The 22938-nt window shown below is 38.4% G+C and carries 25 protein-coding genes; 14 read left to right on the top strand and 11 right to left on the bottom strand.

Going from position 1 to position 22938, the window contains the following annotated elements; genetic code table 11:
• Positions 1-19 precede the first annotated feature (19 nt).
• Entirely contained in the window at positions 20-223 is a 204-nt protein-coding gene (locus CKJ95_RS06695; RefSeq protein ID WP_099352623.1) for a CLC_0170 family protein, read from the top strand.
• 51 nt (positions 224-274) lie between these two features.
• Here CKJ95_RS06695 and CKJ95_RS06700 read toward each other — a convergent pair whose 3' ends face one another.
• From CKJ95_RS06700 to CKJ95_RS06705, 3 genes are all read right to left on the bottom strand, one after another.
• A complete protein-coding gene (locus CKJ95_RS06700) occupies positions 275-1240 on the bottom strand; it encodes a ring-cleaving dioxygenase (RefSeq protein ID WP_099352624.1) in 966 nt (321 codons plus the stop codon).
• Between the two features lie 100 nt (positions 1241-1340).
• Positions 1341-1490, bottom strand: coding sequence for a hypothetical protein (locus tag CKJ95_RS23300; RefSeq protein WP_165918145.1), 150 nt, complete (start codon positions 1488-1490; stop codon positions 1341-1343).
• Positions 1491-1631: 141 nt separating this feature from the next.
• Positions 1632-1988 (bottom strand): gamma-type small acid-soluble spore protein, encoded by a 357-nt coding sequence (locus CKJ95_RS06705; protein ID WP_257215724.1) that lies wholly within the window; start codon positions 1986-1988, stop codon positions 1632-1634.
• A 255-nt stretch (positions 1989-2243) separates the two neighbouring features.
• Here CKJ95_RS06705 and CKJ95_RS06710 point away from each other — a divergent pair, with 255 nt between their 5' ends.
• Complete coding sequence (locus tag CKJ95_RS06710) at positions 2244-2957, top strand: ASCH domain-containing protein (RefSeq protein ID WP_099352625.1); 714 nt, start codon at positions 2244-2246, stop codon at positions 2955-2957.
• Between the two features lie 192 nt (positions 2958-3149).
• Positions 3150-4325 carry a D-alanyl-D-alanine carboxypeptidase family protein gene (locus CKJ95_RS06715; protein WP_099352626.1) on the top strand — a complete coding sequence of 392 codons (1176 nt, stop codon included), beginning with the start codon at positions 3150-3152 and terminating at the stop codon, positions 4323-4325.
• Here the strand turns inward: CKJ95_RS06715 and CKJ95_RS06720 are convergent.
• From CKJ95_RS06720 to CKJ95_RS06735, 4 genes are all read right to left on the bottom strand, one after another.
• Entirely contained in the window at positions 4322-4786 is a 465-nt protein-coding gene (locus tag CKJ95_RS06720) for a GtrA family protein (protein ID WP_099352627.1), read from the bottom strand. The two genes, CKJ95_RS06715 and CKJ95_RS06720, sit on opposite strands and share 4 nt — an antisense overlap.
• Positions 4755-5786, bottom strand: coding sequence for a glycosyltransferase family 2 protein (locus CKJ95_RS06725; RefSeq protein ID WP_099352628.1), 1032 nt, complete (start codon positions 5784-5786; stop codon positions 4755-4757). The genes CKJ95_RS06720 and CKJ95_RS06725 overlap by 32 nt, the downstream gene beginning before the upstream one ends.
• 20 nt (positions 5787-5806) lie before the next feature.
• Complete coding sequence (locus CKJ95_RS06730; RefSeq protein WP_099352629.1) at positions 5807-7501, bottom strand: DUF6044 family protein; 1695 nt, start codon at positions 7499-7501, stop codon at positions 5807-5809.
• Positions 7502-7652: 151 nt separating this feature from the next.
• The gene (locus CKJ95_RS06735; protein ID WP_099352630.1) at positions 7653-9023 is read right to left on the bottom strand and encodes a S8 family peptidase; all 1371 of its coding nucleotides are present in this window, start codon (positions 9021-9023) and stop codon (positions 7653-7655) included.
• 192 nt (positions 9024-9215) lie between these two features.
• Here CKJ95_RS06735 and CKJ95_RS06740 point away from each other — a divergent pair, with 192 nt between their 5' ends.
• The 5 genes from CKJ95_RS06740 (at position 9216) to CKJ95_RS06760 (ending at position 14819) form a co-directional block, all read left to right on the top strand.
• Entirely contained in the window at positions 9216-10700 is a 1485-nt protein-coding gene (locus CKJ95_RS06740) for a spore germination protein (protein WP_099352631.1), read from the top strand.
• A 43-nt stretch (positions 10701-10743) separates the two neighbouring features.
• A complete protein-coding gene (locus CKJ95_RS06745) occupies positions 10744-11832 on the top strand; it encodes a spore germination protein (RefSeq protein WP_099352632.1) in 1089 nt (362 codons plus the stop codon).
• Positions 11829-12911: a Ger(x)C family spore germination protein gene (locus CKJ95_RS06750; RefSeq protein WP_099352633.1), complete on the top strand. Its 1083-nt coding sequence runs from the start codon at positions 11829-11831 to the stop codon at positions 12909-12911. The genes CKJ95_RS06745 and CKJ95_RS06750 overlap by 4 nt, the downstream gene beginning before the upstream one ends.
• Before the next feature lie 101 nt (positions 12912-13012).
• Positions 13013-13768 (top strand): (S)-benzoin forming benzil reductase, encoded by a 756-nt coding sequence (locus CKJ95_RS06755; RefSeq protein ID WP_099352634.1) that lies wholly within the window; start codon positions 13013-13015, stop codon positions 13766-13768.
• Positions 13769-13868: 100 nt separating this feature from the next.
• Positions 13869-14819, top strand: a complete 951-nt coding sequence (locus CKJ95_RS06760) for a Gfo/Idh/MocA family protein (protein WP_099352635.1) — start codon at positions 13869-13871, stop codon at positions 14817-14819.
• Positions 14820-14855: 36 nt separating this feature from the next.
• On the opposite strand, the gene CKJ95_RS06765 is transcribed toward CKJ95_RS06760, so the two are convergent.
• Positions 14856-15830 carry an ABC transporter substrate-binding protein gene (locus tag CKJ95_RS06765; protein WP_099352636.1) on the bottom strand — a complete coding sequence of 325 codons (975 nt, stop codon included), beginning with the start codon at positions 15828-15830 and terminating at the stop codon, positions 14856-14858.
• 412 nt (positions 15831-16242) lie between these two features.
• On the opposite strand from CKJ95_RS06765, the gene CKJ95_RS06770 reads away from it, so the two are divergent.
• The 5 genes from CKJ95_RS06770 to CKJ95_RS06790 are packed head-to-tail and all read left to right on the top strand — an operon-like array spanning position 16243 to position 20163.
• A complete protein-coding gene (locus CKJ95_RS06770) occupies positions 16243-17247 on the top strand; it encodes a FecCD family ABC transporter permease (protein ID WP_099352637.1) in 1005 nt (334 codons plus the stop codon).
• Positions 17244-18302: a FecCD family ABC transporter permease gene (locus tag CKJ95_RS06775; RefSeq protein ID WP_099352638.1), complete on the top strand. Its 1059-nt coding sequence runs from the start codon at positions 17244-17246 to the stop codon at positions 18300-18302. The genes CKJ95_RS06770 and CKJ95_RS06775 overlap by 4 nt, the downstream gene beginning before the upstream one ends.
• Before the next feature lie 23 nt (positions 18303-18325).
• On the top strand, positions 18326-19135 hold the full coding sequence (locus CKJ95_RS06780; protein WP_099352639.1) for an ABC transporter ATP-binding protein: 810 nt from the start codon (positions 18326-18328) through the stop codon (positions 19133-19135).
• A 1-nt stretch (position 19136) separates the two neighbouring features.
• Complete coding sequence (locus tag CKJ95_RS06785; protein WP_099352640.1) at positions 19137-19943, top strand: IucA/IucC family C-terminal-domain containing protein; 807 nt, start codon at positions 19137-19139, stop codon at positions 19941-19943.
• Complete coding sequence (locus CKJ95_RS06790; protein WP_099352641.1) at positions 19915-20163, top strand: YusU family protein; 249 nt, start codon at positions 19915-19917, stop codon at positions 20161-20163. Before CKJ95_RS06785 ends, CKJ95_RS06790 begins: the two co-directional genes overlap by 29 nt.
• A 38-nt stretch (positions 20164-20201) precedes the next feature.
• Here the strand turns inward: CKJ95_RS06790 and CKJ95_RS06795 are convergent, their stop codons facing one another.
• Together CKJ95_RS06795 and CKJ95_RS06800 are read right to left on the bottom strand one after the other, a co-directional pair.
• Positions 20202-20555, bottom strand: a complete 354-nt coding sequence (locus CKJ95_RS06795) for a spore coat protein (RefSeq protein WP_180271429.1) — start codon at positions 20553-20555, stop codon at positions 20202-20204.
• Between the two features lie 15 nt (positions 20556-20570).
• Entirely contained in the window at positions 20571-20891 is a 321-nt protein-coding gene (locus tag CKJ95_RS06800; protein WP_180271430.1) for a hypothetical protein, read from the bottom strand.
• Positions 20892-21109: 218 nt separating this feature from the next.
• On the opposite strand from CKJ95_RS06800, the gene CKJ95_RS06805 reads away from it, so the two are divergent.
• On the top strand, positions 21110-22027 hold the full coding sequence (locus tag CKJ95_RS06805) for a proline dehydrogenase family protein (protein WP_099352642.1): 918 nt from the start codon (positions 21110-21112) through the stop codon (positions 22025-22027).
• Positions 22028-22667: 640 nt separating this feature from the next.
• On the opposite strand, the gene CKJ95_RS06810 is transcribed toward CKJ95_RS06805, so the two are convergent.
• The gene (locus CKJ95_RS06810) at positions 22668-22817 is read right to left on the bottom strand and encodes a YuzL family protein (RefSeq protein WP_099352643.1); all 150 of its coding nucleotides are present in this window, start codon (positions 22815-22817) and stop codon (positions 22668-22670) included.
• Positions 22818-22938: the final 121 nt, after the last annotated feature.

Raw genomic sequence — 22938 nt, forward strand, 5'->3', positions numbered from 1 at the left:
CATACCGAAGGAGTTTACCATGGTCTTTATTGGGTATATAAATTATGTTGTCGTATTAAGTGTCATGACAGGGGTCTTTATTCTCATGTTTGATGTGAAGGGTTATAAAACGAAGAACATGCAAAAAGAAAAGAAGGTTAGCACGTTTTTAGGGTGGTTTAATATAACAGCAGGGGTACTTGCCTATTTTGTTAATTGGGCATATCAGCAGATTTTTTGGTGATAATCAAAACAAGCCCCTAGAAATTTCGAATCTTCTAGGGGCTATTTCCATTTAAATTTCCAACGGTCGTAAATTTGCTTCAATTTCACTTCTCTTCGGTTCTAAAAATGCAGGAAGTGCAAGTCTTTCCCCTAACGTTTCCAATGGTTCATCTATATCAAACCCAGGAGTGTCAGTTGAGAGCTCAAATAAAATACCATTTGGTTCTCTAAAGTACAATGCTTTGAAGTAATAGCGGTCTACCTTACCAGAGTTGGGAAGGCGTGTTTGTTTTATTTTTACAAACCAATCTTCATATTCCTCTTCGTTCGGAATGCGGAAGGCCACATGGTGCACTCCACCACGTCCCAAACGTTCTTTTGGTAGATCAGGTCGTGCTTCAATATGAAGTTCGGCTCCAGCTCCACCTTCACCGGTTGCATAGACTAGAATTTCAGGATAATCACCTGCAAGCGATGGGTAGCTGCCGACCTTTCGGAAACCCATGACATCCGTCAATATTTTCACAGTAGGTTCGGCGTTAGCAACGGTTAATGTGACTGGCCCGAGCCCAATTATCGCATGCTCAACTGGAATAGCATTAACTTCCCAAGGTTCACCTGCAGGAACTCCCAATTCACCATTATCCGCAACAAGGATGATTCTTGATCCTTCATAATCCTGAAATGCCAAAGTATCGCGACCAGCTCGTTTAATGATTTCTTCTGTTAATATGCGGTACTCTGCTAATCGCTTTTTCCAATAATGTAAAGAATCAGTTGTTTTCACACGTAGTGAAGTGGAAGAAATACTTGATACGCCAGGATGTGTTCGTCCGAGTCCAGGTATATCAAAGAATGTTATTTCGGTCCCTGGATTTCCTTTTGCATCTCCATAGAAAAGATGGTAGGATTGCGTATTATCTTGGTTAACTGTTTTTTTGATTAGCCGCATTCCTAATACTTTTGTATAAAATTCAAAGTTTCGCTCTGCTTTGCCAGTGAGTAACGAAACATGATGTAAGCCAAGTAATTGCATGCTCATTCCCCCAATAAAATAAATTATCTTGAATTCAAGATAATTATACCACAGAATAGATAATATAGAAAAGGCCAAGGGAAACCTTGGCCAGAGTTAACTATTTCTTTTTCTTCTTTTGAACGTTTTGTTTTTCTGCTTCTACTTCTGTATAGGATGCGAATTCAACAAGCTCTTCACTAATTCTATTTCCTTTTTTCGCATTATTATTTCGTTGTGCATTTGCATTTCCACGCTTTGTTCGTCCCATTTCGTTCAACTCCATTCTTAACATTTCACTTGTAGTATGAGTAGTTTAAATCTATTAATGTAAGGCAAGAAGTAGGAAATTTAGCCATTTACTTGTTAAAAATACCCTCACAGGTGTGAGGGTATTACTAATGGCAGGTGTCTAGCGATTTTTATTAGCCTGAGATTGCTGGTTCTGTTTACGAACTTCAGCAACATCCGTTTCGCTAGCAAATTCGGTACTGAAAGAGGATCCGGTTGAAGTGAATTGTTGTTGCCCAACAGATTGTTGGAGCTGCTGTGCGGACTGCTCTATCTGGTTTAACTGCTGAGCAGCATTCAATTCACGTCCTGCAAATCCAGGGGCAGATTGTTGCACTTGTGGTGAGCTTTGTTGGAACTGCTGTGCATTCATTTGCTCTGTTTGCGCCAACTGCTTGGCTGTTTGTTTGATTTGATTAAGTGCAGCTTGAGCCTGTGCTGGAATTTGTTGTTTGTTGTTGTTGTTGTTGTTTTGCATTCGGAACCCTCCCAGACGAATTTTTGTGGATTCTCAAAAGGCCTGCCCTTTCAAAAATCCTTTCTTAATTTGTGTAGCACAGCCCCTTTTAATGTAATGAAAAGAATGTTAATCAAGTGATATTTTTCAGTGTATATAAAAAGGACATTTGTATATTCCCATTTATAACAAAGCTTAGAGTATGCTTACCGAGTTTTTTGTTGTTCATTTCAAACCATCCATTATATAATTCAAGTAGTGGAAGAGGTGATTTGAATGAAACGAATCGATTTTTGGGGTCGTGATGAATATGATGAAAGACTTCTTGAAGAAGTACTACGTGGTGTGAAGACAGTCACCTGTACTCCAAAGGTTTGGTATGATCAATTGCCGGACGAGGAAAAAAGTGAAAAAGGCGATATCATACAGGCTTTTACGAAGCGGAATGAACATGTGGCAAACATCCAAATTACCGATTTTTATGAAATTCGATTTGGTGAAATTCAAGGTGAAGTGGGGAAGAGAATCGCGAAGGGCGAAAATTCCACGCTTGATGAGTTTATAGAGGACCATATTTTTAGCTGGGAGAAGCCACTACAAATGGATGGTTACGAACTTAATGAAGATACGGTGATAGTCGTAGAACATTTTACGCTTAAGGACATTTTTATAGATGTTAAGATAGATTTACACCTTGTCCCGATGGCAGAGGTGGAACGGTTTAAGGTCGCCAACTGGACAGATTTTGAGCTATTTGGGGTGGCTAGTGATTACTTTTATTCCGTTTATAAAGAGAAAGACTTTGTGGCATTTGTTCGATTTCGCCAAAATGAAGTAGGCACATTTATATACTACAAATTAAATCCCGATTTCGAAGGGATAATGGACGAAAAAGAACTCTTGATAAAAGCGGAAAAGTACGCGAAAGAAAATTTATTGGCAACCCAGTTGATTCATGAATGGAGTTCGATCTACACCTATCATAAATAATGATTAAGAAGACGTTTTGCGTAGAACACGCGGAGCGTCTTTTTTAGATGCCGCCAAAAAACCAATTTGACTTTCGAATACCTGTAATTGTAAAATCGTGGGACGAGGGGACTCACTTCTTGTCCCACTCAATAGAAAAATACTATTGGGGCAAAGAGACATGTCTATTTTAGTCCCAAAGGGAGAAGTGAAATGAAGCAGCTTTATATGATTTTGGTTCTAGTAATTGTGATGGCTTTTGTTGCGCCTTTTCAAGCTTTTGCTCAAAACTCTCAGCCAATTGATGCACCAACGATAAAGAGTGATGCAGTCATTTTACTAGATGCAAATACAGGTTCAATACTATATGAGAAAAATAGTGATACGAAATTATATCCTGCAAGTTTAACGAAAATGGCAACTGCCATTTATGCCATTGAAACAGGAAATTTAGACGATATTGTCACAGTAAGTGCCAATGCCTATGAAACGGGCGGAACTCGTGTTTACCTGGAAGAAGGGGAAAACGTTACGTTAAAACATCTTATTCAAGGCTTATTGATTAATTCCGGTAACGATGCCGGGGTTGCGATTGCGGAGCATCTTGATGGGAGTGTGGAAGACTTTGCTAAGTCAATAAACTCGTATTTACAAAAGGAAGTGGGTGTCAAACAGACCCATTTTTCTAACCCACATGGTCTATTTGATGAAAATCACTATACCACTGCATATGACCTTGCTTTAATTACAAAATATGCATTGAAAAATCCGGTTTTCCGTGAGATTTTTGGAACAAAGGAGTTAGCCTGGAATGGTGAAAGCTGGGATACAACCCTTTATAGCCACCATTTATTACTTAGAGGTGAAATCCCATATGAAGGGATCACTGGTGGAAAAACAGGCTTTGTCCAGCAATCACGATTCACTCTTTCAACGTCTGCAGAAAAAGGTGAAATGTCTTTAATTGCGATCGTATTAAAAGCTGATCGAAATGAAATAGCTTATGAAGATACAGTTGAGCTTTTAGATTACGGCTTTGAAAATTTTGAGGTAAAAGAGGTAGCTACAGATAAATCCTATATCGGTGACAAGAAAGAAAGCTATCATTTGAGCAAGCCACTCAAATTTACGCAAATGAAAAATGAAGAAGTACAAATTGCGATGAACGACCAAGGTGTATTGCAGGTACTTGGGGATGATGGCCGACTACTTGCAACGAAACAGATGAAAATGGACATCCCGAAGGAAGCATTGAATACCCGTGCTGAAATCAATCCCGTTACAATTAATACTAAGGATCCATTACCAGCCATCCTAATGGTGTTATTTTTTGGCGTAAGCCTCATCTACCTTCGAAAAACAATAAAAAACATAAAAAAGAGCACTTAATCAAAAGTGCTTTTTTTTCTGGGACGAGGGACCTGTCCCTCTGTACCACCGGGGGCCTTCTGTCCTGCAAAAACGATATATTTTTGGCCAAAGTAGTTTGATATTGTGTAAAGTCCTGTTCCAAGCAAGACAGCAATCTCGTTTGTGTATGGTAGTAAAATGAAATCAGCTATGAATTTACTTGCTGAATATGAAAGAAAGTAGCAGCAAAGAATGACTAAAATAAATAAAGGGATGCTTTTTCCAAATGTGGCCTTACTGTTAAACGTAAAGCGTCGGTTTAACAGATAACTGACGATCGCCCCAACTGAATTTCCTAGAAACGTCGAAAGCCAGTATGAGAGACCTGTTACATGCAACAGCAAGAAAATACTTGATAGTCCAACTATTGTATTCATGAGTCCAACTAGCAGAAAGCGGATGAATGTGTTAGTTGGTTTCAGATAATGGGCTGTAATCAATCAAGTATCCACCCTCTTCCGGAGCTTCAGGTTCTTGCTCAGGTATTGCAAGATTGAACGTATCGATATCGACGACGAACTTTGGGCGCCGCTTTGTTTCCTTATAGATTTTACCGATATATTCCCCGATAAATCCTAAAGCAATCAGCTGCAATCCACCAATTAACCAAATCGAGGTGATCAGGGAAGTCCAGCCTGTCTGAGTTTGTCCACTAAATTTTAAGTAAAAAAAGTAACCTCCAAAAAATAAGCTAACAAAGAATGAAAGCAGGCCCATTAATGAAATCAAGCGAATCGGCGTAACACTAAAGGACGTAATCCCGTCGAGCGCAAACGAAAGCATTTTTCGTAAAGGATACTTTGTTTCGCCAGCCATTCGTTCTTTACGGTCATAGAAGACAGATGTAGATTGAAAGCCAATTAGAGGAACCACTCCCCGTAAAAAGAGATTACTTTCATCAAAATGTTCAAGTGCTTCCACGGCACGCCTGCTCATTAAGCGGAAATCGGCATGATTATATACGAGGTTAACACCCATGAAATTCATTAACTTGTAAAATCCTTGTGCGGAATGCTTCTTAAAGAAAGTATCAGTCTTTCGTTCTTTTCGTACACCGTATACGACTTCATAGCCTTCTGAGAAGCGAAGAAGAAATTCACGTATGACCTCAATATCATCCTGTAAATCGGCATCTATGGAGACGAGACAATCTGACTGTCGCTTTGCGGTAAACAAACCTGCTAGTAGGGCATTTTGGTGGCCAACATTTCTGGCTAATTTTAACCCTTTTATTTTACTGTCTTCAAGTCCTTGTTTGTAAATGATAGACCATGTTTGATCCTTACTTCCATCATCAACAAATAAGAGTCTGCTTTTTTCGGAAATTAACTTGTCCGTGATAAGATCGTCCAGAAGGGCTCTAAGCTGTTTCATTGATTCAGGAAGAACTTCCTCTTCGTTATAGCAAGGGACAACAATTGTAAGTAAAGGTTTATTCATGATGAATCCCCCTAACCATTTTATTGTGAAATGGAAACTCGATATAAATAAATCCTCCATGCAGATTCTGCTGAATCGAAAGTCTCCTCTAGAACTAAATTATTTTCGGCTGCATTTTGAATAGGCAGAGATGAAATGATAAACCGCCCACCCATGTCGTAAAATGCTTGCATGTTCAGTTCCATTTTTTTAATTTCTTTTTTTGACGTTTTTTTAAACATATAGTGCTTGCCGAGTTCATCTAAAAAGATGTAGCATCGGCCACCCCACTCATCAAAATATTGTCGCAGTTTCTTGTCCTTTTCCAATTCCTTGGCAATAATTTCACGAAACTGATGCTTATAAGAAAGGGGATAAAAATTATTGTATGTATCAAGTGTATAAAACCCGTTAAACTGAGCAATTGCGGGATGAAGACCGATGCTGGCGACACGATAATCCTCTTGTGGCAAGCCAATATAGTCCTTGATATCCTCAAATTGTTTCTCCGCAAAAAATTGCTGAAAAGAAGGCTTGTTATTATAAACAATTTCTTCATTAAAAGAAGCCACAATTACTAGCTGTGCTGCTAGGAATAACAAACAAGCACGCTTCCATCCAACCCGGTATTCCCATAAAATTTTTAGCGAAATAGCAAACAAAACATAAATAACCATTGGCCTTAGAAAATGGTATCTTGCAAAATTAAAGGTATCTAAAAAATGAAATCGTTCCGTTAAAGGAACCCACCCTTTATAAAACCAAAAAGCATACCAAATGGACAAAATAGCGTTTAGGACATGTAAGAAAAGAAAAACTTTCTCTTGTTTCCATTGTTTCTTGATGATAACAACATTTAAGGCCAGTATGGTAACAGGCAAAATGACCAAGCCATGAACACTCATTACATGGGTATGACCAAGTACATAATTTTTTAAGGATAGACGAAGAGCACGTAAAAATGATAATCGTGCATGAAAATATTCATCCCGACTATTTGGTTCATCCATAAATAAAAAAGAGTACACAAGTCGATATTCAACTACCATAAAAATTAACGTGAAATAAATGAGTGCCCATAAAAAGCGAAGGTTCAAACCCTTACCACGGAAACAATCGACTAGCCAAAAAATACCCATCGCGCTAATAAAAAAGAAAAATCCAAGAACAATGCTTGCATAGAATGGGATCAAGGTCAGTGTCAACCAGTTTATCCATGACTTCTCTCCAGCCCGGATATTAAGCAGAGCCCATAAAGCAAGCGGCATCCCGAGCGTACTCAGCATTCCAGATGGCCAAAAAGGTGTAAGGGCAAAGGCTAATGAAACCCCAACTCGGATCCAAGCCCATTCATTGCGGGCGAGAATATGCTTTTTTAATAATAAATACATGCCTAAAAACGCAAAGATCCTTGTGATAAATTGGCTTAGTCCATAGGCAATCATTGGTGGAAAAACGGCATGTAGCCATACAATCCCACTAAGTTCAGTTCCAAATGCACCTCTTTGAAGATTACCGTTAATAATTTGAGGGATTGAGGCATCAACTGATCCGAGCATTTGATTGCTCTCTGCAAGAACCTTATACCAAGCAAGATTCGAATCTAAGTTGTCGTGAACTCGTAGATGAGCATTCTCACCAAGGATAAAATAAGGAGATACAAAAATGCCGATGAGTAGGAGGGCAGCTATGATGAGACGAAACTCACTTCGTTGTTGAGTTCTAGTTTGCGACAATGTCCTCCCTCCATTAACAAAATTTCCATAATTGGATTTCCATTTTTTATCGTATCCATAATCGTATGTAATATGAATGTGAAAAGAAAAAAGTGGGGAAACCCCACTTTTTATGAATGGTTTTACACGAGTACCGACCGCTGTTCAACGATTATTCGGTTTCTCCTTTTGCTTTTTCAAGGGCTTGGACTATATCGATTAATCCCTCACCAAAATAGATATCCTTTCCAGCTTTTCCAAGGTCTAAGCTTGTCCCTTTGATAATTTCCATGATTTCTATATTAGACAGGTTTGGATTAATTGAGCGCATTAAAGCAGCAAGCGCAGCAACATGTGGTGCTGCCATCGAAGTTCCAGACAATGCAGCATACTGCTCATCAATATAGGTGCTCGGTATTGTCACGCCTGGGGCTGATACATCGATATAATCACCATAATTGGAGAACTCCGCCTTATCACCGTTTAAATCAACGGCTGCGACACTTAACACTTGCGGATACGCAGATGGGAAACTCGGTTGGCTCGAATTATCGTTACCAGAAGCAGCCACCATCACAACGTCATGTCTATATGCATAATCAACTGCTTGTTTCAGCAATTTTGATCCTTGGTAATTACCAAGACTAAGGTTAATCACATCAGCTCCATGATCAGTTGCCCAAATAATTCCACGAGCAATGTCAAAGGTTGATCCATATCCATCTGACCCCATTACTTTTATTGGCATAATAGGGTTAAACCACGTTACTCCTGCAGTTCCTTCATGATTATTTGTTTGCGAGGCAATGATTCCGGCAACATGTGTACCGTGCCCATTATCATCATCTGGAACATTATTGTCCTTTAAGATGTTATAGCCGTCCGTAATTCTGTTCACCAAGTCAGGATGATCCAAATCTACCCCCGTATCAATTATGGCTATTTTAACCTTATCAGAGCCTTGTGTTATACCCCAGCCATTTTCGGAATCAATCATACGCAAATTCCATTGAAAATCGTTATATAGCAGGTCATTTGGTGATTGCTGATTTTGCATTAAAATATAGTTAGGTTCAGCAAACTCGACGTCCTTCCTTTTATCGAAATAAGAAATCATCGCAGGTGTCTTCATGTTATTTGATTCAAAAATGTAAGAAGAATCTAGTTTGCGTAGAAGCTTTCCTTCAATGTCCTTTTCAATTTGTTTAATCTCATCAGGCTTTAAGTGGTGTTTAAAATCAACAATAACCTGGTGGTGATGGTAATGGCTTTTGTCTTTGCCATTATGGTCAATTACGTCTATTTCTTCATGGTTATCTAGTTGTCTTTGCACATTGTTGTAAAGTTGAATCGAGTCTACATTCATCACTTGAGGGGAAGTATCAATCGTTTCATTTTCCATTTGGTGGGGGGTGTTACGAGTAGAAGATGTTTTTGAATTAGCTTGATCCCCATTATTATCAAATAATCTAAAAGAAACGAAAATCGATAACCCCACTGCAATTATTAATGCAACTATAGAAAGTCTCTTTTTATTCCACATTACTATCACCTCAACCAGACTTTTCTTTTAGTATCTTGCTTACACATCTCTTTCATGCCTTACTTTCATTCCAATAAATTGAAAGTAAGTAGAAATAGTATGCATAATTTCCATACATTTCATGGAATAACTAACAGGAGGGAAAGAAGTAGAAAATTAAAGAAACATGTTAAAAGCAAAAGGGTGATCGCGATGGCAAATTGGTTCAAAAAGGAAGATAAGAAACCCAGGTTAACAGAGGAAATATATCAAACCTTTCGAAAATCAGAAGATTTCATTTGCCAATTTAATAGTCAAGCAATTCGCCCATATTGGATTTGTTATCAACGAAATATTATTGATACAAAAACCCTTAACGAACACATACTACCTTATTTACTTTATGCGAAGGTCTATTCAATTCGAGACCTTAAAGCAATTATTCCTAATAAGGAGATTGTGATTTCAAAAAATCCTAGGGAAATTGAAGATAAGCTTTTACAGGGCAGTATTATGATTCAATTTCACAAACATGACGGTTATTGTGCGCTTATAGATGCTGTGAAATTTGAAAAAAGATCAGTCAACTCGCCTGAAGTGGAATTTAGTGTAACTGGCCCAAAAGAGGCATTTGTCGAATCACTTGATACCAATTTAAACCTAATTCGAAAGCGACTTCCTGTGCCCGAATTACGAGTAAAGGAACTGACTGTCGGTAAATTATCAAAAACAAAGGTAGCAGTGGTTTATATTGAAGATGTTGTTGAGAAGGAAAATGTACAAACTGTATTACAACGTATAAATGACATTGAGTTTGATCATATAAGTGATAGCTCTTTTATTTCACAAATAATTGTTGATAATACGAACTCACCATTTCCTCAAATGCTTGAAACAGAACGGCCTGACAGGGTTGCGTCTGTATTAGTTGAGGGTAAGGTAGTGGTGCTATCAGAAGGATCACCTCAAGCCATTATTACCCCAACTACACTAGTTGAGTTTTTCTCATCTTTTGAAGACTATTTCTTGAATTGGTATATTGCATCTTTTGTTCGTTTGCTTCGCCTTTTTTCAGTTATCTTTTCAATTTTAATAACGCCGATATATGTTGCCGTTCTAACTTATCATCATGAATTAATTCCGAGGGATCTTCTGGCTACTTTAGTTATCTCAAGGCGTGAGGTTCCATTGCCACCGATACTAGAGGCCTTGTTTTTAGAAATAGTCATTGAGCTACTTCGTGAGGCTGGAGCAAGGCTACCTGCAAAAGTTGGTCAAACAATCGGTATCGTGGGTGGTATCGTTATTGGAACGGCATCTGTTGAAGCGGGCCTTACGAGTAACGTATTGTTGATAATGGTCGCACTGGCTGCCTTAGCATCATTTACAACACCTGTATATACAATGGGTAACACTATCCGTATAATCCGTTTTCCTTTTTTACTGTTTTCTCAGCTTTGGGGTTTAATCGGAATTGTTGTATGTTTTTGTTTTCTATTAGCACATTTAATTCGATTAACATCTTTAGGTCGCCCATTCTTAGAACCAATTTACCCATTACGTGTTGGAGATTTAAGGGATGCATTTATTCGGCTGCCATATTCTCAGCTTGCAAAACGTCCGGTTTATTTACGTCCTGAAGATAAAAATCGTTTTAATCAAAATAAAGCAGAAGCGAAAAAAGATATTGATGAATAGTTTCACAGTATTCATGCGTATTTGATTCTAAGGAGTTGCAACGATGGAAAGGATCAAAGAATCATTTTTAGTTTCTCCTATTTTTGTATTTTTCTTAATTCATTCCATGCAAGTAGGGGTAGGAATGCTTGGTTTCCAACGAATCATTGCCAAATCGGCTGGGTATGACAGTTGGATCTCTGTAATACTTGCAGGAGTAGCTGTACACATCGTTGTATGGATTATTTATAAGCTCTTGAATCATTCAGGGGGAGACATTGTTGATGTTCATAAAGAGATATTTGGAAAGTGGATTGGTAGTTTTTTAAGCCTATTATTCGTTGTATACCTTATGGCCTTAGCCATAACCGTATTACGTACCTATATTGAGGTTATTCAGGTATGGATGTTTCCTGAATTTAATAGTTGGGTTTTTGGTTTCTTTGCATTGGTATTGACGTACTACATTATACTAGGTGGTTTTAGAACGGTAACGGGAATTAGTTTTTTTAGTATAGTCCTCCCTCTATATATACTTCTATTAGTTTTTTTTCCTTTGGATTATGGACATGTACGTAATTTGATACCGATCATGAATCACTCATTAACAGAAATTGCAAAATCTACAAAGGATATGACTTTGAGTATCTTGGGATTTGAAACGCTTTTGCTATTTTATCCATTTATTAAAAATCCACCAAAGTCCCAAAAATATGCTCATCTAGGGGTCCTAGCAACAACGGTTTTATACCTAATTGCTAATGTTACTGCAATCATGTATTTTAGCGCTGACCAACTGGATAAAATAATCTGGGCAACGTTAACGATGTTTAAAAGTATTAACATGCCATTTGTAGAACGCTTTGAGTATATTGGAATCGCATCATGGTTTCTAGTAATCCTTCCAAATCTTTGTATTGCTCTTTGGGGAGCTAGCAGAGGAATCAAAAAAGTGTTTTCAGTGCAACAACGAAAATCGTTACTTTGGATATTACCAGTCGTATTAGTTGCAAGTAGTCTCATTAAATCACGTCAACATATAGACATGATCAGTGGATATATGTCAAAATTTGGACTTTATTATATTTTTGCTTATATTCCAATCCTCTTCATAATTACACTAGTTGTTCGTAAAATGAGGGAGAAAAAATGAAAAAAATACTAACAGGAATTGCGATTTGTACCATTATATTAGTAACAGTTATTTATGGGAGAGTATCAGTAGAAATTATTGATGAAATTAACATGGTGGCAGCAGTTGGGTTTGATAGAGCTGAGGGTCAAAAAATTAAAGGTACAGCTGTTATCCCCGTTTTTAAAGCAGACAAAAGCATCGAGAATGCTAGCTTCACTGGGGAATCCGTGTTAGCTAAGGAAATCATTAATGTGCTCCAAAAAAAATCAGCGGATCCATTAGTTACAGGTGCTGTCCGTGTTGTTTTGTATGAGGATGAACTTGCAAAAAACGGAATACTACGGTATATTGACGCCCTTCAACGTGATGCAAGCATCGGATCGAATATTAATCTAGCCATTATAGAAGGAAAGACAAATGAGGTATTAGAAAAGAGTTTAGGTAACAGGGGTACTGGGGAATACTTATCAATCATGTTACAACATAATATCGAAAAACGAGATTTGCCAAGGTCTGATCTTCATACTTTTATGTATAAACATTATATGGTAGGTATGGATCCCTATCTCCCAACGATGAAACTGCTTTCTAATAAGATGGAGATTACAGGGCTTGGACTGTTTCAGCATGGTAAAATGGTGGCTAAAATCGATGAACCTGATTTGTTCTTCTTTAAGGCAATGGTCGAAAATTATGGAGAAGGCTCCTATACAATACGATTAAAAGGGACAGATGAGTATGCATCTATTAGGCGCATCAAATCAAAGAGAAAAATAAAGGTCGAGGAAGTAGATGGGGAGCCAAAAGTAAACATCACGATTAAGTTTGAAGGAATATTAAGTGAATTTTCTGGGCAAACAACAAATCCGAAAACTATTCAAAAGATAGTAGAAGAACTCGAGAGCACAATAAAAGATAAATCCGAAGCAATGTTAAAAGAATTTCAAGAAAAAAATATCGACCCAGTTGGGATTGGGTATATGGCTAGACACTCAACGCGTGGTTTAGATTTTAAAAAATGGGAGCTTAATTATCCGAATATAAAAATAGATGTTCATTCAGAGGTAACGATAACCGAGACGGGAATTACGCAATAACTTTGTGACGATGAGGATCTTTTATATCAACCGTTTTCAGGAGTGTATGGTATACTTATTTGTAAATAGTGGTTAAGATAAAGGTAATAGGAGTGTCTTATTTGAAATATTTTATTATTACTGGAACATCTAGGGGACTAGGAGAATCCATTGTTAAGCAGATTTTGGAAAAGAATCACACTTTATTTTGTATCTCTAGAAAGCAAAATAATGAGTTAAAAGAATTAGCGTCTGAAAAGGGAATCAATCTTTATTATTTTTCTTGTGACCTCCAAAAGAGCGAAGAAATCGAAAAAGTAATGGAACGAATTTTTTCATCTATTGACTTCTCAAATGCTGAAGGAATTTACTTAGTGAACAATGCTGGAATGATTGATCCAATTAAACCGATTGGAAAGGCAACTCCAAAAGAACTAACCGAAAATATTCATGTGAATCTGTTGGCGCCAATGTTGTTAAGTTCATATTTCATTCGCCATACGGCATCGTTTGCAACTAAAAAGGTAATTGTGAATATTTCATCAGGCGCTGCAAACCGTGCTAGACATGGATGGACTGCATACTCTTCGTCAAAAGCAGGAATCGATATGTTTACAAAATCAGTTGGCTTTGAGCAGGAAACGATTGAAAATCCCGTAACCATGATTTCATTCTCTCCAGGCGTTATGGATACAGAGATGCAAGAAGTAATCAGAAAGACGAATAAAGAGGACTTTACCGAGGTTGAACAATTCATTGAATTCAATGAGAAAGGGATGCTACGATCACCAGATTTTGTTGCAGGTGTTGTCCTAGACCTCATTTTTAACCAAGAATTAATCAATGGTCATGTCTATGATATAAAATCATTCGTATAAAAGAACCCCTTCCTGAGTGAATTTTCAGGGGGGATTTTTTTGTCGTGATAGACGATTTCGCGGGCTGGAATTATAATGGGGAATGGGGAGGAGAGAGAAGATGAAACATGTAAGAGTAGGAGTAATTGGCCTTGGTGCAATTGGAGAAAGGTTAATCCAAGGTTTCAATGCGAACAAACATACAACAGTAACTGCAGTCGTTGATAAGGAAAAAGAACGAGCTGCAAAAATGGCTGGAAAATTAGGCGGTATCAATTGGTATGATAACCACAAGGATATGCTAGCTAATGAGGAGTTGGACCTTGTCTATGTAGCAGTCCCGCCAAAATATCACCATGCTGTCACAATGGATGTAATCAATAAAGGGGTACATATCTTATGTGAGAAGCCTCTAGCAAATTCAGTTGAAGAGGCTAAAGAAATGTTAGAAAAAGCAGAGCAAGCAGGAATCATTCATGCTATGAATTTCCCACTAAATTATAGCACCTCTGCTAATAGCTTTGAACGGTTAATTAAGGAAGGGTACATAGGTAGAATAAGAAAGCTTGAACTTTCAATGAATTTCCCAAATTGGCCCCGTTTATGGCAACAGAATGATTGGGTTGCCGGTCGAGAACAAGGCGGATTTGTGCTGGAGGTAGGGGTTCATTTTATTCAATTAACCCAACGAATTTTTGGTTCAATAACATATCAACATAGCACATTAGAGCTTCCTGAAGATGAGACAAAGTGTGAAACTGGGGTCATTGCTTCACTAGAGTTAGAGGACGGTATCCCATTTTTAATAAATGGAATCAGTCAAATTGCTGGAGTTGAACGAATCGCTTATACGGCATATGGTACAGAAGGAACACTTTCGCTAGGAGATTGGGGGAATCTTGAAGGTGGCAAGTTGGGAGAGGATATTCAGCCGATTGAATTAGAAATAAACGAAACAGCCACTCTCATAGACAATCTCGTATCTGCCATTGCAAGTGAAGAAAACCGACTCTTTACTTTTAAAGATGGATATGAGGCACAAGTTATTTTAGAAAAGCTAAGAGATAAATAAATGAAAAGCTCCCGCCAAAAAGGTGGGAGCTCTCTTTTACTTCGCTAAGTATTTTTCAACGTCATCTAGCATGAGGTTTGCTGCTAGAACGCCGCCTGCAGTATTCCAAATAGGGTCACTTACTTTGTGCACTTTTCCTGCTTTCACGGCATTTAAACCTTGCCACAACGGATTGTTAATCCAGTCTTCCTCGACCTTTGTAGCTTCTCCATTCCCGGTTTCATATGTGAAATAGAAGATTTCATCAGCATCCATCAATGGGATTTTTTCTTGATCCACTTCTCTTGCAAACTGATCATCAGGATTTTCAGCAAATAAATCAACCTGTTGCTGAGGACGTTTTAAGCCCAATTGTTCGAAAATCACGCCAGAGAACGAATCAGTATAATAAATTCGAGTTCGCCCTTCCATAAAGCGCACGACTGACACTTCAGCATCGGTATTAATTTTTTCCTTAACCTGATTTAAATGTTCTTCAAATTCAGCAAGGACTTTTTTTCCTTCTTCTTCTTTATTGATGGCTTTTGAATAAAGGGTAAAGTTCTTTTGCCAATCACCACGTAAATCCTCAGCAAAAACAGTTGGAGCAATCGCTTTTAGTTGCTCATAGATATTTTCCTGGCGCATTTTATTACCGATAATTAAGTCTGGCTCAAGTGCAGCAATGGCTTCGATATTTACATTGCTTTCTTCACCGACAACTTCGATACCTTCCATTTGATCCTCGATATGGTCGTACCATGGGTCGCCAATCCAAGAACGAACAGCTCCAACTGGTTTAACTCCCATTGCTAATAAGGCTTCTGTTCCTTCATTTGTTAAAATGACAATTCTTTCTGGATTTTTGCTGATTGGAGTCGTACCCATGGCATGTTCAACCGTGTATGTATTTGCTCCTTCAGTTTCATTGTTGCCTTTGTCTGTGTTATCTGCTGCACCACAAGCAGATAACAGAAGTGATAATACAGCTAAGGTTAGAAATCCCAGATAAGCTTTCTTTCTAAAATTCATTATGTATCCTCCTATTAATTGATAATGATTTTCAATTACTTATGATGATAAAATGATTTGAAACTTTAGTCAATAGAAAATTGAGAATGATTTTCATCCCGTTGACAATCATTCTCACTTCCAATAGACTAAAAGAGAACTAAATTACTAATTTCGCTTTCTTTTACCTATGAATAATAAGGCATATGAAAAGTAAAGCCTAACAAAAAACGACCTAATATATAACATAAACATGTTTAACCAAAGTCATACATGTCTTTCTTACAATGTCTAGCTCCAGGAGCCATCGGCTCGAGGTCATAAGCCAATCGCTTCGGAAGGCAAAAAGCGCCTTCTGTCAGCGCTCGTCTTATGCTTGTCGCCGATAAGCAGGCCCCTTGCGCTTTTCTAATTATTCAAGGAGTCTTCTATAATGGTTTTGAAATCAAATCAAGCTAAATTTACTGGACTTATTATCGGAATTTTATTATTACTTTTTTCAATGTGTGCAAGTATTGTGTATGGGTATACGGACACATCTTGGAAGATGGCCTATCAAACTTTTACAGCATTTGATGGTTCAAATGAACATATTATTATCGAAACAATTCGCTTACCTCGAGCACTTATTGCTGCAGCTGTAGGAGCAAGTTTAGGAATTGCCGGAGCATTAATGCAGGCTTTAACGAAAAATCCATTGGCATCACCAGGTATCTTCGGTGTAAATGCAGGAGCGGGATTTTTTATTGTAGCAGGTGTCTCGATCTTCTCGATCAACTCCTTACAAGCCTTTACATGGGTTGCTTTTTTAGGAGCAGCGATTGCCGCATTTATTGTTTATTTTATTGGTTCACTAGGTCGAGAAGGTCTTACTCCAATGAAATTAACATTAGCGGGTGCGGCGATGGCCGCGATGTTCTCTTCCTTTACACAAGGATTACTAGTTATTGATGAAATGGCATTAGACCAAGTATTATTTTGGCTTGCCGGCTCTATTCAAGGACGAAAGCTTGAAATGTTAACGAGTGTTCTTCCTTATTTAGCTGTGGCATGGGTTGCATCCCTTCTATTAGCCAACAAAATCAATGTTCTTACCATGGGTGAGGATGTGGCAAAAGGCTTAGGACAGCGAACTGGAACGGTTAAGCTATTAACAGCCTTTACGATTATTCTACTAGCTGGTGGTGCAGTGGCAGTTGCCGGACCAATTGGATTTATTGGGATTGTCATTCCACACCTTGCGAGGAGCTTAGTAGGAATTGATCATCGATGGATCCTGCCCTTCTGTGGGATTCTTGGTGGCGTATTACTTCTATTAGCTGACATAGCTGCCAGATATATTGTTATGCCAGAAGAGGTGCCAGTCGGTGTTATGACAGCTATAATTGGAACACCTTTCTTTATTTATGTGGCAAGAAAGGGGTTTCGTAAAGCATGAATAAATATCGATCTATTCGATTTGGAAAAAAGGGAAACATCTCTTTTTTAATTGATTATAAATCTTCTATAACGGTTCTCGTTCTAATGGTAGTAACCATTATTTTATTTTTAGTCAGTACAGGGTTAGGTGAAATGAAGATAGACCCCGTTACTGTAGTAAAAACATTGTTTGGATATGGCTCAAAAATGGAACAATTGGTTATCACATCCTTTCGTTTACCAAGAATTATCATTGCCTTTTTAGTGGGTATGGCGCTTGCAGCTGCTGGTAGTATTCTACAAGGAATTATTCGTAACCCACTAGCGTCACCAGATATTTTAGGAATTACGGGTGGTGCGTCTGTCGCCGTTGTGGCCTTTTTAGCCACTTTTTCAAATTCTAGCAATGCACTAACTGTAAGTATAAAATGGATGCCTGTCGCTGCATTTATTGGTGCGACTGTTGTCGCCTTTTTGGTCTATATTTTGGCATGGAAAAATGGTGTTTCGCCCATTCGGCTAGTTTTAATTGGAATTGGTGTTTCTGCCCTCACACAAGCATTGACAACAACATTTATGGTAATAGGACCGATTTATCAAGCTAGTCAGGCAAATATTTGGATTACAGGTACTGTTAATGGGTCAACATGGGCAAATGTACAAATACTTAGTCCTGTGGTCATTATATTATTGGTTTTCTCCTTCATGCTTGCACGACATCTAAACATTCAAGAACTAGGAGAAGAGCTAGCAACCGGAGTAGGAAGTGCCGTTCAAAAACATAGATTTCTTTTATTGTTACTAAGTACTGCATTAACAGGTAGTGCAGTTGCGTTTGCCGGCGGGATTGGTTTCGTTGGATTAATGGCACCACATATGGCACGGAGATTGGTCGGTTCAGCCTTTGGAGCACTGCTCCCAACAGCTGCCCTTTTAGGGGGGATTCTTGTCATGCTGGCTGATTTAATAGGGAGAACCGCTTTCTCTCCAACTGAAGTACCAGCAGGCGTGTTCACAGCTGCCATCGGAGCACCTTATTTTATCTACTTGCTTTATAAGTCTAGAAACAGCTAGAAAAGTTAAAGGGGGCGAATTGGATGAATGCACTGAAAACGGAAAGCTTAACATTATCGTACGGAGACTCCATTATCATTGAAGACTTGCATCTTGAAATTCCAAAAGGGGAGATCACCGTCTTCATCGGTGGAAATGGATGTGGGAAATCAACTTTGTTGCGTTCTTTAGCAAGATTATTAAAGCCAAAACAAGGTGCTGTTCTACTTGAAGGGGAAAAAATCGCTAAACTTCCGACAAAAGAAATAGCAAGAAAGCTTGCCATCCTTCCCCAAGGACCAACTGCACCAGAAGGGTTAACCGTCCTCCAATTAGTGAAACAAGGGCGTTATCCTTACCAAAATTGGCTTAAGCAATGGACAGAAGAAGACGAAAAAATGGTTAATCATGCACTAGAAGCTACCAATATGAAGGATTTCGCAGAACGCACGGTGGATTCCCTCTCGGGTGGACAACGTCAGCGTGCTTGGATTGCGATGACACTTGCGCAGCAAACCGATATTATCTTACTTGATGAACCAACAACATATCTTGATATGACACACCAAATCGAAATTTTAGATCTGTTATTTGAACTTAATGAAACAGAACATCGAACCGTCATAATGGTATTACATGATTTAAATTTAGCATGCCGTTATGCCCATCATATTGTCGCAATTAAAAATAAACAAATATACGGGCAGGGCAAGCCTGAATTTGTTGTGAATAAGAGTCTTGTCAAAGATGTGTTTGGCATGGATTGTGATGTAGCCACTGATCCATTGTTTGGAACGCCTCTATGCATTCCTCACGGCAAAGGAAGACGTATACTAAATAAGGTAGGAGTTTAATATGTCAAACCTCCTTTTGGAAACAGAAATCGAACAATTAAAGGAATTTCGTTTTAGTAATCAACAATTCCAATCAAACCTATCAAGTCCTGTGATAGAGCTTTTAGTGGAAGAGAAGATCAAACAATATTTGGAGAAAGTCCAGGAGAAGATATCTGCACCAGATAAACGAGTAGCGGCCTCCATGTTCATGAAACGTTATGGATTTTTTGCTGTCTTGAATTTGTATGCAATGACAGTTTTAAATAAGCGATTAGATGTTTCATTGACTAATATTTCATTAGAGACAAGTGAAGAAGAGGAAATCTGGTATTGGAATCCGAAGTTCTACTTTTTTAACCTTCATACAGTATCCGGTCCTTCTGAATCTAGAGAGCAATGGCGAAACGAAGCGATTCGGGCTATTTTTCATGAGAATATCCATAAAGTCTTAATGGCTCTATCTGAGTATTCCGGCCTCTCGAAGAAAGTCCTCTGGGAAAATATTGCGATATATGTGTATTGGCTCTATGAATCTGTACTGGCAAAACCGAAGTTTGATGAAAAACGAGAGTTTATCCAAGATGATTTTAATTATCTAGTAAAGAATGCGGAAGGGGAACTATTTGGTCCGATAGATTTTAACCCTTTATCACGTTATTACGGTATAAAGGTGTATCGCCCAGAGTACGAACAGAACATTCGAACAAGGACAACATGTTGTCTTTACTATAAAACCAAAAGTACCGGAGACCGTTGCAAAACCTGTCCGCTAAACTGCAAAATAGGAGATAATAAAAATGAATCAAAAAATAGAAGAACAAGTTGATGGATTACTAGAAAAATACACAGAGCTTTTACTTGGAGAAAGTTCCCCAGAACTAAAGGAAAAAGTGAAGCTATGGTCCTTATATATGCATATTTCAAAATCAATGCCACCTCTAGCAAAGCACTGGAACGAAACCTATCCAGATGCAAAGGATGGCATTATGGAAATCATTGCAGATATCAAAAAATTAAATGAGGAACATCGTTCAAAAAATAAATAGAGATGAGGCACCAACAAATGGGCTTCATCTCTTTTTTCTTATTGAACCGTATTATGGTTTGGGAATTGCGTTGTTGTATAGTTATAAAATTGTTGCAGCTTTTGTTGCACCTTTTGAGTTTCTTCTTCCTCAAGCTTATACCAGCCATTCTTGAACATAAGATTGTAAAGCTCTCTTTGGCAGTCCTGTGTTTCATTAAAAATGGAACGGATATCTTCATAAAGTCCATCATGACTCATCTCATTCAAGGCAGTGCTATATGCAGCAGTCATATATTTTTCCGTTGCAAGCATGTCATTGATAAAATCACGATCATTCATTGCGGGTGTTTTTGGAACGCTCGTTTTTGGATTACTTACCTGATTTGGATTTTGGTTCATTTGCTGATTCATTATGTAGCCCTCCTTCTATTGCATTTGCTGGCTTTGTTGATTTTGGCTCGGTTGCTGTGGTGCTTTACCCGTATGCTTTTGCATATGATCTAAAATTTGTCGATAATGGCGTTCATGCATTTGACATGCTTTTTCGAGCGCTTGAGAGATTTCAGGCATTTGACATTGCCCTGCAAAGAAATGTGCCTTTTTTAAGGCTAAAAGGTTCCAGGACATCATATCTGTTAAGTATAAGAGGTCCTTTGATGTAATAACTGCTGGAGTTTCTGACATTTGCCCAGTTTTTGGGGTATAAAAAGGTTGCTGTTGCTGCTGTTGTGATTGCTGTTGTTGCATATAAAACCCTCCTTATCCTATTTTTCATTATTAGGTTGCCAACAAAACGTTTTTGTATGCAATGCATACAATGAAATAGGGTAGTATTCCAAAATGTAAGCGTTCGACAAAATTTTTCCGGGAATATATCCAAAGTATTTTAAACGTGATAAAATAAATGAGAATTTAGGTAGATTGCTAGACTACAGCTAAGATTGCATTTCGAGGGGGAAATTGAAATGGAACAAATTTTACGTAATTTCTTTTTATTTTTATCAAAAAATAAAGCGTTTACAAAGATGGCGAGGAAATATGGCTTGCGCTTTGGTGCAGCTAGATTTGTAGCCGGAGAGACAATCGTTTTAGCTGTAAAAAAAATCAAAGAGCTAAATGCAAAAGGCCTCGCGGTCACCATCGATTATCTGGGTGAATTCGTTGACAGTGTAGAAGAGGCGAATCTTATGGCTGATGGTTCAATTGAGGCAATCAAAGCAATTGGCAGTGAAAAGCTAAATGCACAACTATCCTTAAAAATGACCTCAATGGGATTGGATATTTCAGATGAGGTAGTTATGAATAATATGCGACGTATCCTTGATGCCGCAAAAGAAAACGATGTGTTCGTGACGATTGACATGGAAGACTACTCACGATGCGCAAAGACAATTGAAATTTTTAAAGAACTACGAAAAGACTACGATAATGTAGGAACTGTAATCCAAGCTTATCTTTATCGTACTGTCCAAGACATAGAAGACTTAAATAAATATCATCCAAATCTTCGCCTTGTAAAAGGTGCTTATAAAGAATCACCAGAAGTAGCATTTCCTGACAAGAAGGACGTCGATGAGAACTTTAAGAAAATCATTAAAATGCATTTGTTAAATGGAAACTATACAGCAGTTGCTTCACATGATGAGGCAATGATCCAATATACGAAGGAATTAGTAAAGGAACATAATATAAGTCATGACCAATTCGAGTTCCAAATGCTCTACGGGATTCGATCAGAACGCCATGAGGAACTAGTAAAAGAAGGATATACAATGCGCGTGTATGTCCCTTATGGAACGGACTGGTATGGCTATTTCATGAGACGTCTTGCAGAACGACCAGCAAATGTTGCGTTTGTTTTAAAAGGAGTTTTTGGGAAGTAGGTTACTAATAAAGCAGTGCGAGGAAAAACAAAAGGTGTTTTCTAGCGCTGCTTTTTTGTTTGCTTCTAGATTATGAAGATGCGACAGGGTTGGATGGGATGAAGGGGATTGGGGCGGAGTATTTGTTGCGAATTGTTTTTCATCGAGGTGATGAAGGGGATTGGGCATGAGTATTTGCTGCGGATTCCTCTTCATTGGGGTGATGAAGGCACTTAAGCCCAAGAGTTCGCATCGTAAAGTCTTTCATCGGTCTTATGAAGTCCCGCGCGCAGCGCAAGAGCCGTCGTAAAGTCCTTCATCAAGGTGATGAAGGCACTTAGGCTCAAGAGTTCGCCTCGTAAAGTCCTTCATCGGTCTTATGAAGTCCCGCGCGCAACGCAAGAGCCGTCGTAAAGTCCTTCATCAAGGTGATGAAGGCACTTAGGCTCAAGAGTTCGCCTCGTAAAGTCCTTCATCGGTCTTATGAAGTCCCGAACGCAACGCAGTAGCCATCGTAAAGTCCTTCATCGAGGCGATGAAGTCCCGAACGCTACGCAAGATCCGCCGTAAAGTCTTTCATCGAGGTGATGAAGTTCCAAACACAACGCAAGAGCTGTCGTAAAGTCCTTCATCACCCCAGCCCCCTAAAAACTACTACCTATTATCCTTCTCCGCCTGTATTATGAGCTCCGTATTGTTGGTTTGTGGATTGTGTTTTTCCGCTTCTCGCTCTTGTATCAGGACCAGCATTTCCCTTTACACTTGCTGCACTAACCGCGCGTTTTGATGGGTTTTTATCAACTTTAGCCATTCGATTCACCTCCAGTTATTAGAATCACCTGAATCTCAACTTTCAATGCGAACTTCAAAGAAATACAAAAATTGTTTGTTGAATATATTGCGAAAATTAAAATATTGCTTTATATTTAGAT

It is taken from the genome of Fredinandcohnia onubensis (genome assembly GCF_002734285.1).
Taxonomy (GTDB): domain Bacteria; phylum Bacillota; class Bacilli; order Bacillales; family Bacillaceae_L; genus Ferdinandcohnia; species Ferdinandcohnia onubensis_A.

Excerpts from the sequence above, each read along its gene's own strand:
- CKJ95_RS06765 (WP_099352636.1), bottom strand. The coding sequence starts at position 15,830 with ATGAATTTTAGAAAGAAAGCTTATCTGGGATTTCTAACCTTAGCTGTA.
- CKJ95_RS06695 (WP_099352623.1), top strand. The coding sequence starts at position 20 with ATGGTCTTTATTGGGTATATAAATTATGTTGTCGTATTAAGTGTCATG.
- CKJ95_RS06725 (WP_099352628.1), bottom strand. The coding sequence starts at position 5,786 with ATGAATAAACCTTTACTTACAATTGTTGTCCCTTGCTATAACGAAGAG.
- CKJ95_RS06790 (WP_099352641.1), top strand. The coding sequence starts at position 19,915 with ATGAATCAAAAAATAGAAGAACAAGTTGATGGATTACTAGAAAAATAC.
- CKJ95_RS06745 (WP_099352632.1), top strand. The coding sequence starts at position 10,744 with ATGGAAAGGATCAAAGAATCATTTTTAGTTTCTCCTATTTTTGTATTT.
- CKJ95_RS06785 (WP_099352640.1), top strand. The coding sequence starts at position 19,137 with ATGTCAAACCTCCTTTTGGAAACAGAAATCGAACAATTAAAGGAATTT.
- CKJ95_RS06770 (WP_099352637.1), top strand. The coding sequence starts at position 16,243 with ATGGTTTTGAAATCAAATCAAGCTAAATTTACTGGACTTATTATCGGA.
- CKJ95_RS06805 (WP_099352642.1), top strand. The coding sequence starts at position 21,110 with ATGGAACAAATTTTACGTAATTTCTTTTTATTTTTATCAAAAAATAAA.
- CKJ95_RS06710 (WP_099352625.1), top strand. The coding sequence starts at position 2,244 with ATGAAACGAATCGATTTTTGGGGTCGTGATGAATATGATGAAAGACTT.
- CKJ95_RS06800 (WP_180271430.1), bottom strand. The coding sequence starts at position 20,891 with ATGCAACAACAGCAATCACAACAGCAGCAACAGCAACCTTTTTATACC.
- CKJ95_RS23300 (WP_165918145.1), bottom strand. The coding sequence starts at position 1,490 with ATGGGACGAACAAAGCGTGGAAATGCAAATGCACAACGAAATAATAAT.
- CKJ95_RS06700 (WP_099352624.1), bottom strand. The coding sequence starts at position 1,240 with ATGCAATTACTTGGCTTACATCATGTTTCGTTACTCACTGGCAAAGCA.
- CKJ95_RS06775 (WP_099352638.1), top strand. The coding sequence starts at position 17,244 with ATGAATAAATATCGATCTATTCGATTTGGAAAAAAGGGAAACATCTCT.
- CKJ95_RS06810 (WP_099352643.1), bottom strand. The coding sequence starts at position 22,817 with ATGGCTAAAGTTGATAAAAACCCATCAAAACGCGCGGTTAGTGCAGCA.
- CKJ95_RS06760 (WP_099352635.1), top strand. The coding sequence starts at position 13,869 with ATGAAACATGTAAGAGTAGGAGTAATTGGCCTTGGTGCAATTGGAGAA.
- CKJ95_RS06705 (WP_257215724.1), bottom strand. The coding sequence starts at position 1,988 with ATGCAAAACAACAACAACAACAACAAACAACAAATTCCAGCACAGGCT.
- CKJ95_RS06750 (WP_099352633.1), top strand. The coding sequence starts at position 11,829 with ATGAAAAAAATACTAACAGGAATTGCGATTTGTACCATTATATTAGTA.
- CKJ95_RS06780 (WP_099352639.1), top strand. The coding sequence starts at position 18,326 with ATGAATGCACTGAAAACGGAAAGCTTAACATTATCGTACGGAGACTCC.
- CKJ95_RS06735 (WP_099352630.1), bottom strand. The coding sequence starts at position 9,023 with ATGTGGAATAAAAAGAGACTTTCTATAGTTGCATTAATAATTGCAGTG.
- CKJ95_RS06795 (WP_180271429.1), bottom strand. The coding sequence starts at position 20,555 with ATGAATCAGCAAATGAACCAAAATCCAAATCAGGTAAGTAATCCAAAA.
- CKJ95_RS06715 (WP_099352626.1), top strand. The coding sequence starts at position 3,150 with ATGAAGCAGCTTTATATGATTTTGGTTCTAGTAATTGTGATGGCTTTT.
- CKJ95_RS06740 (WP_099352631.1), top strand. The coding sequence starts at position 9,216 with ATGGCAAATTGGTTCAAAAAGGAAGATAAGAAACCCAGGTTAACAGAG.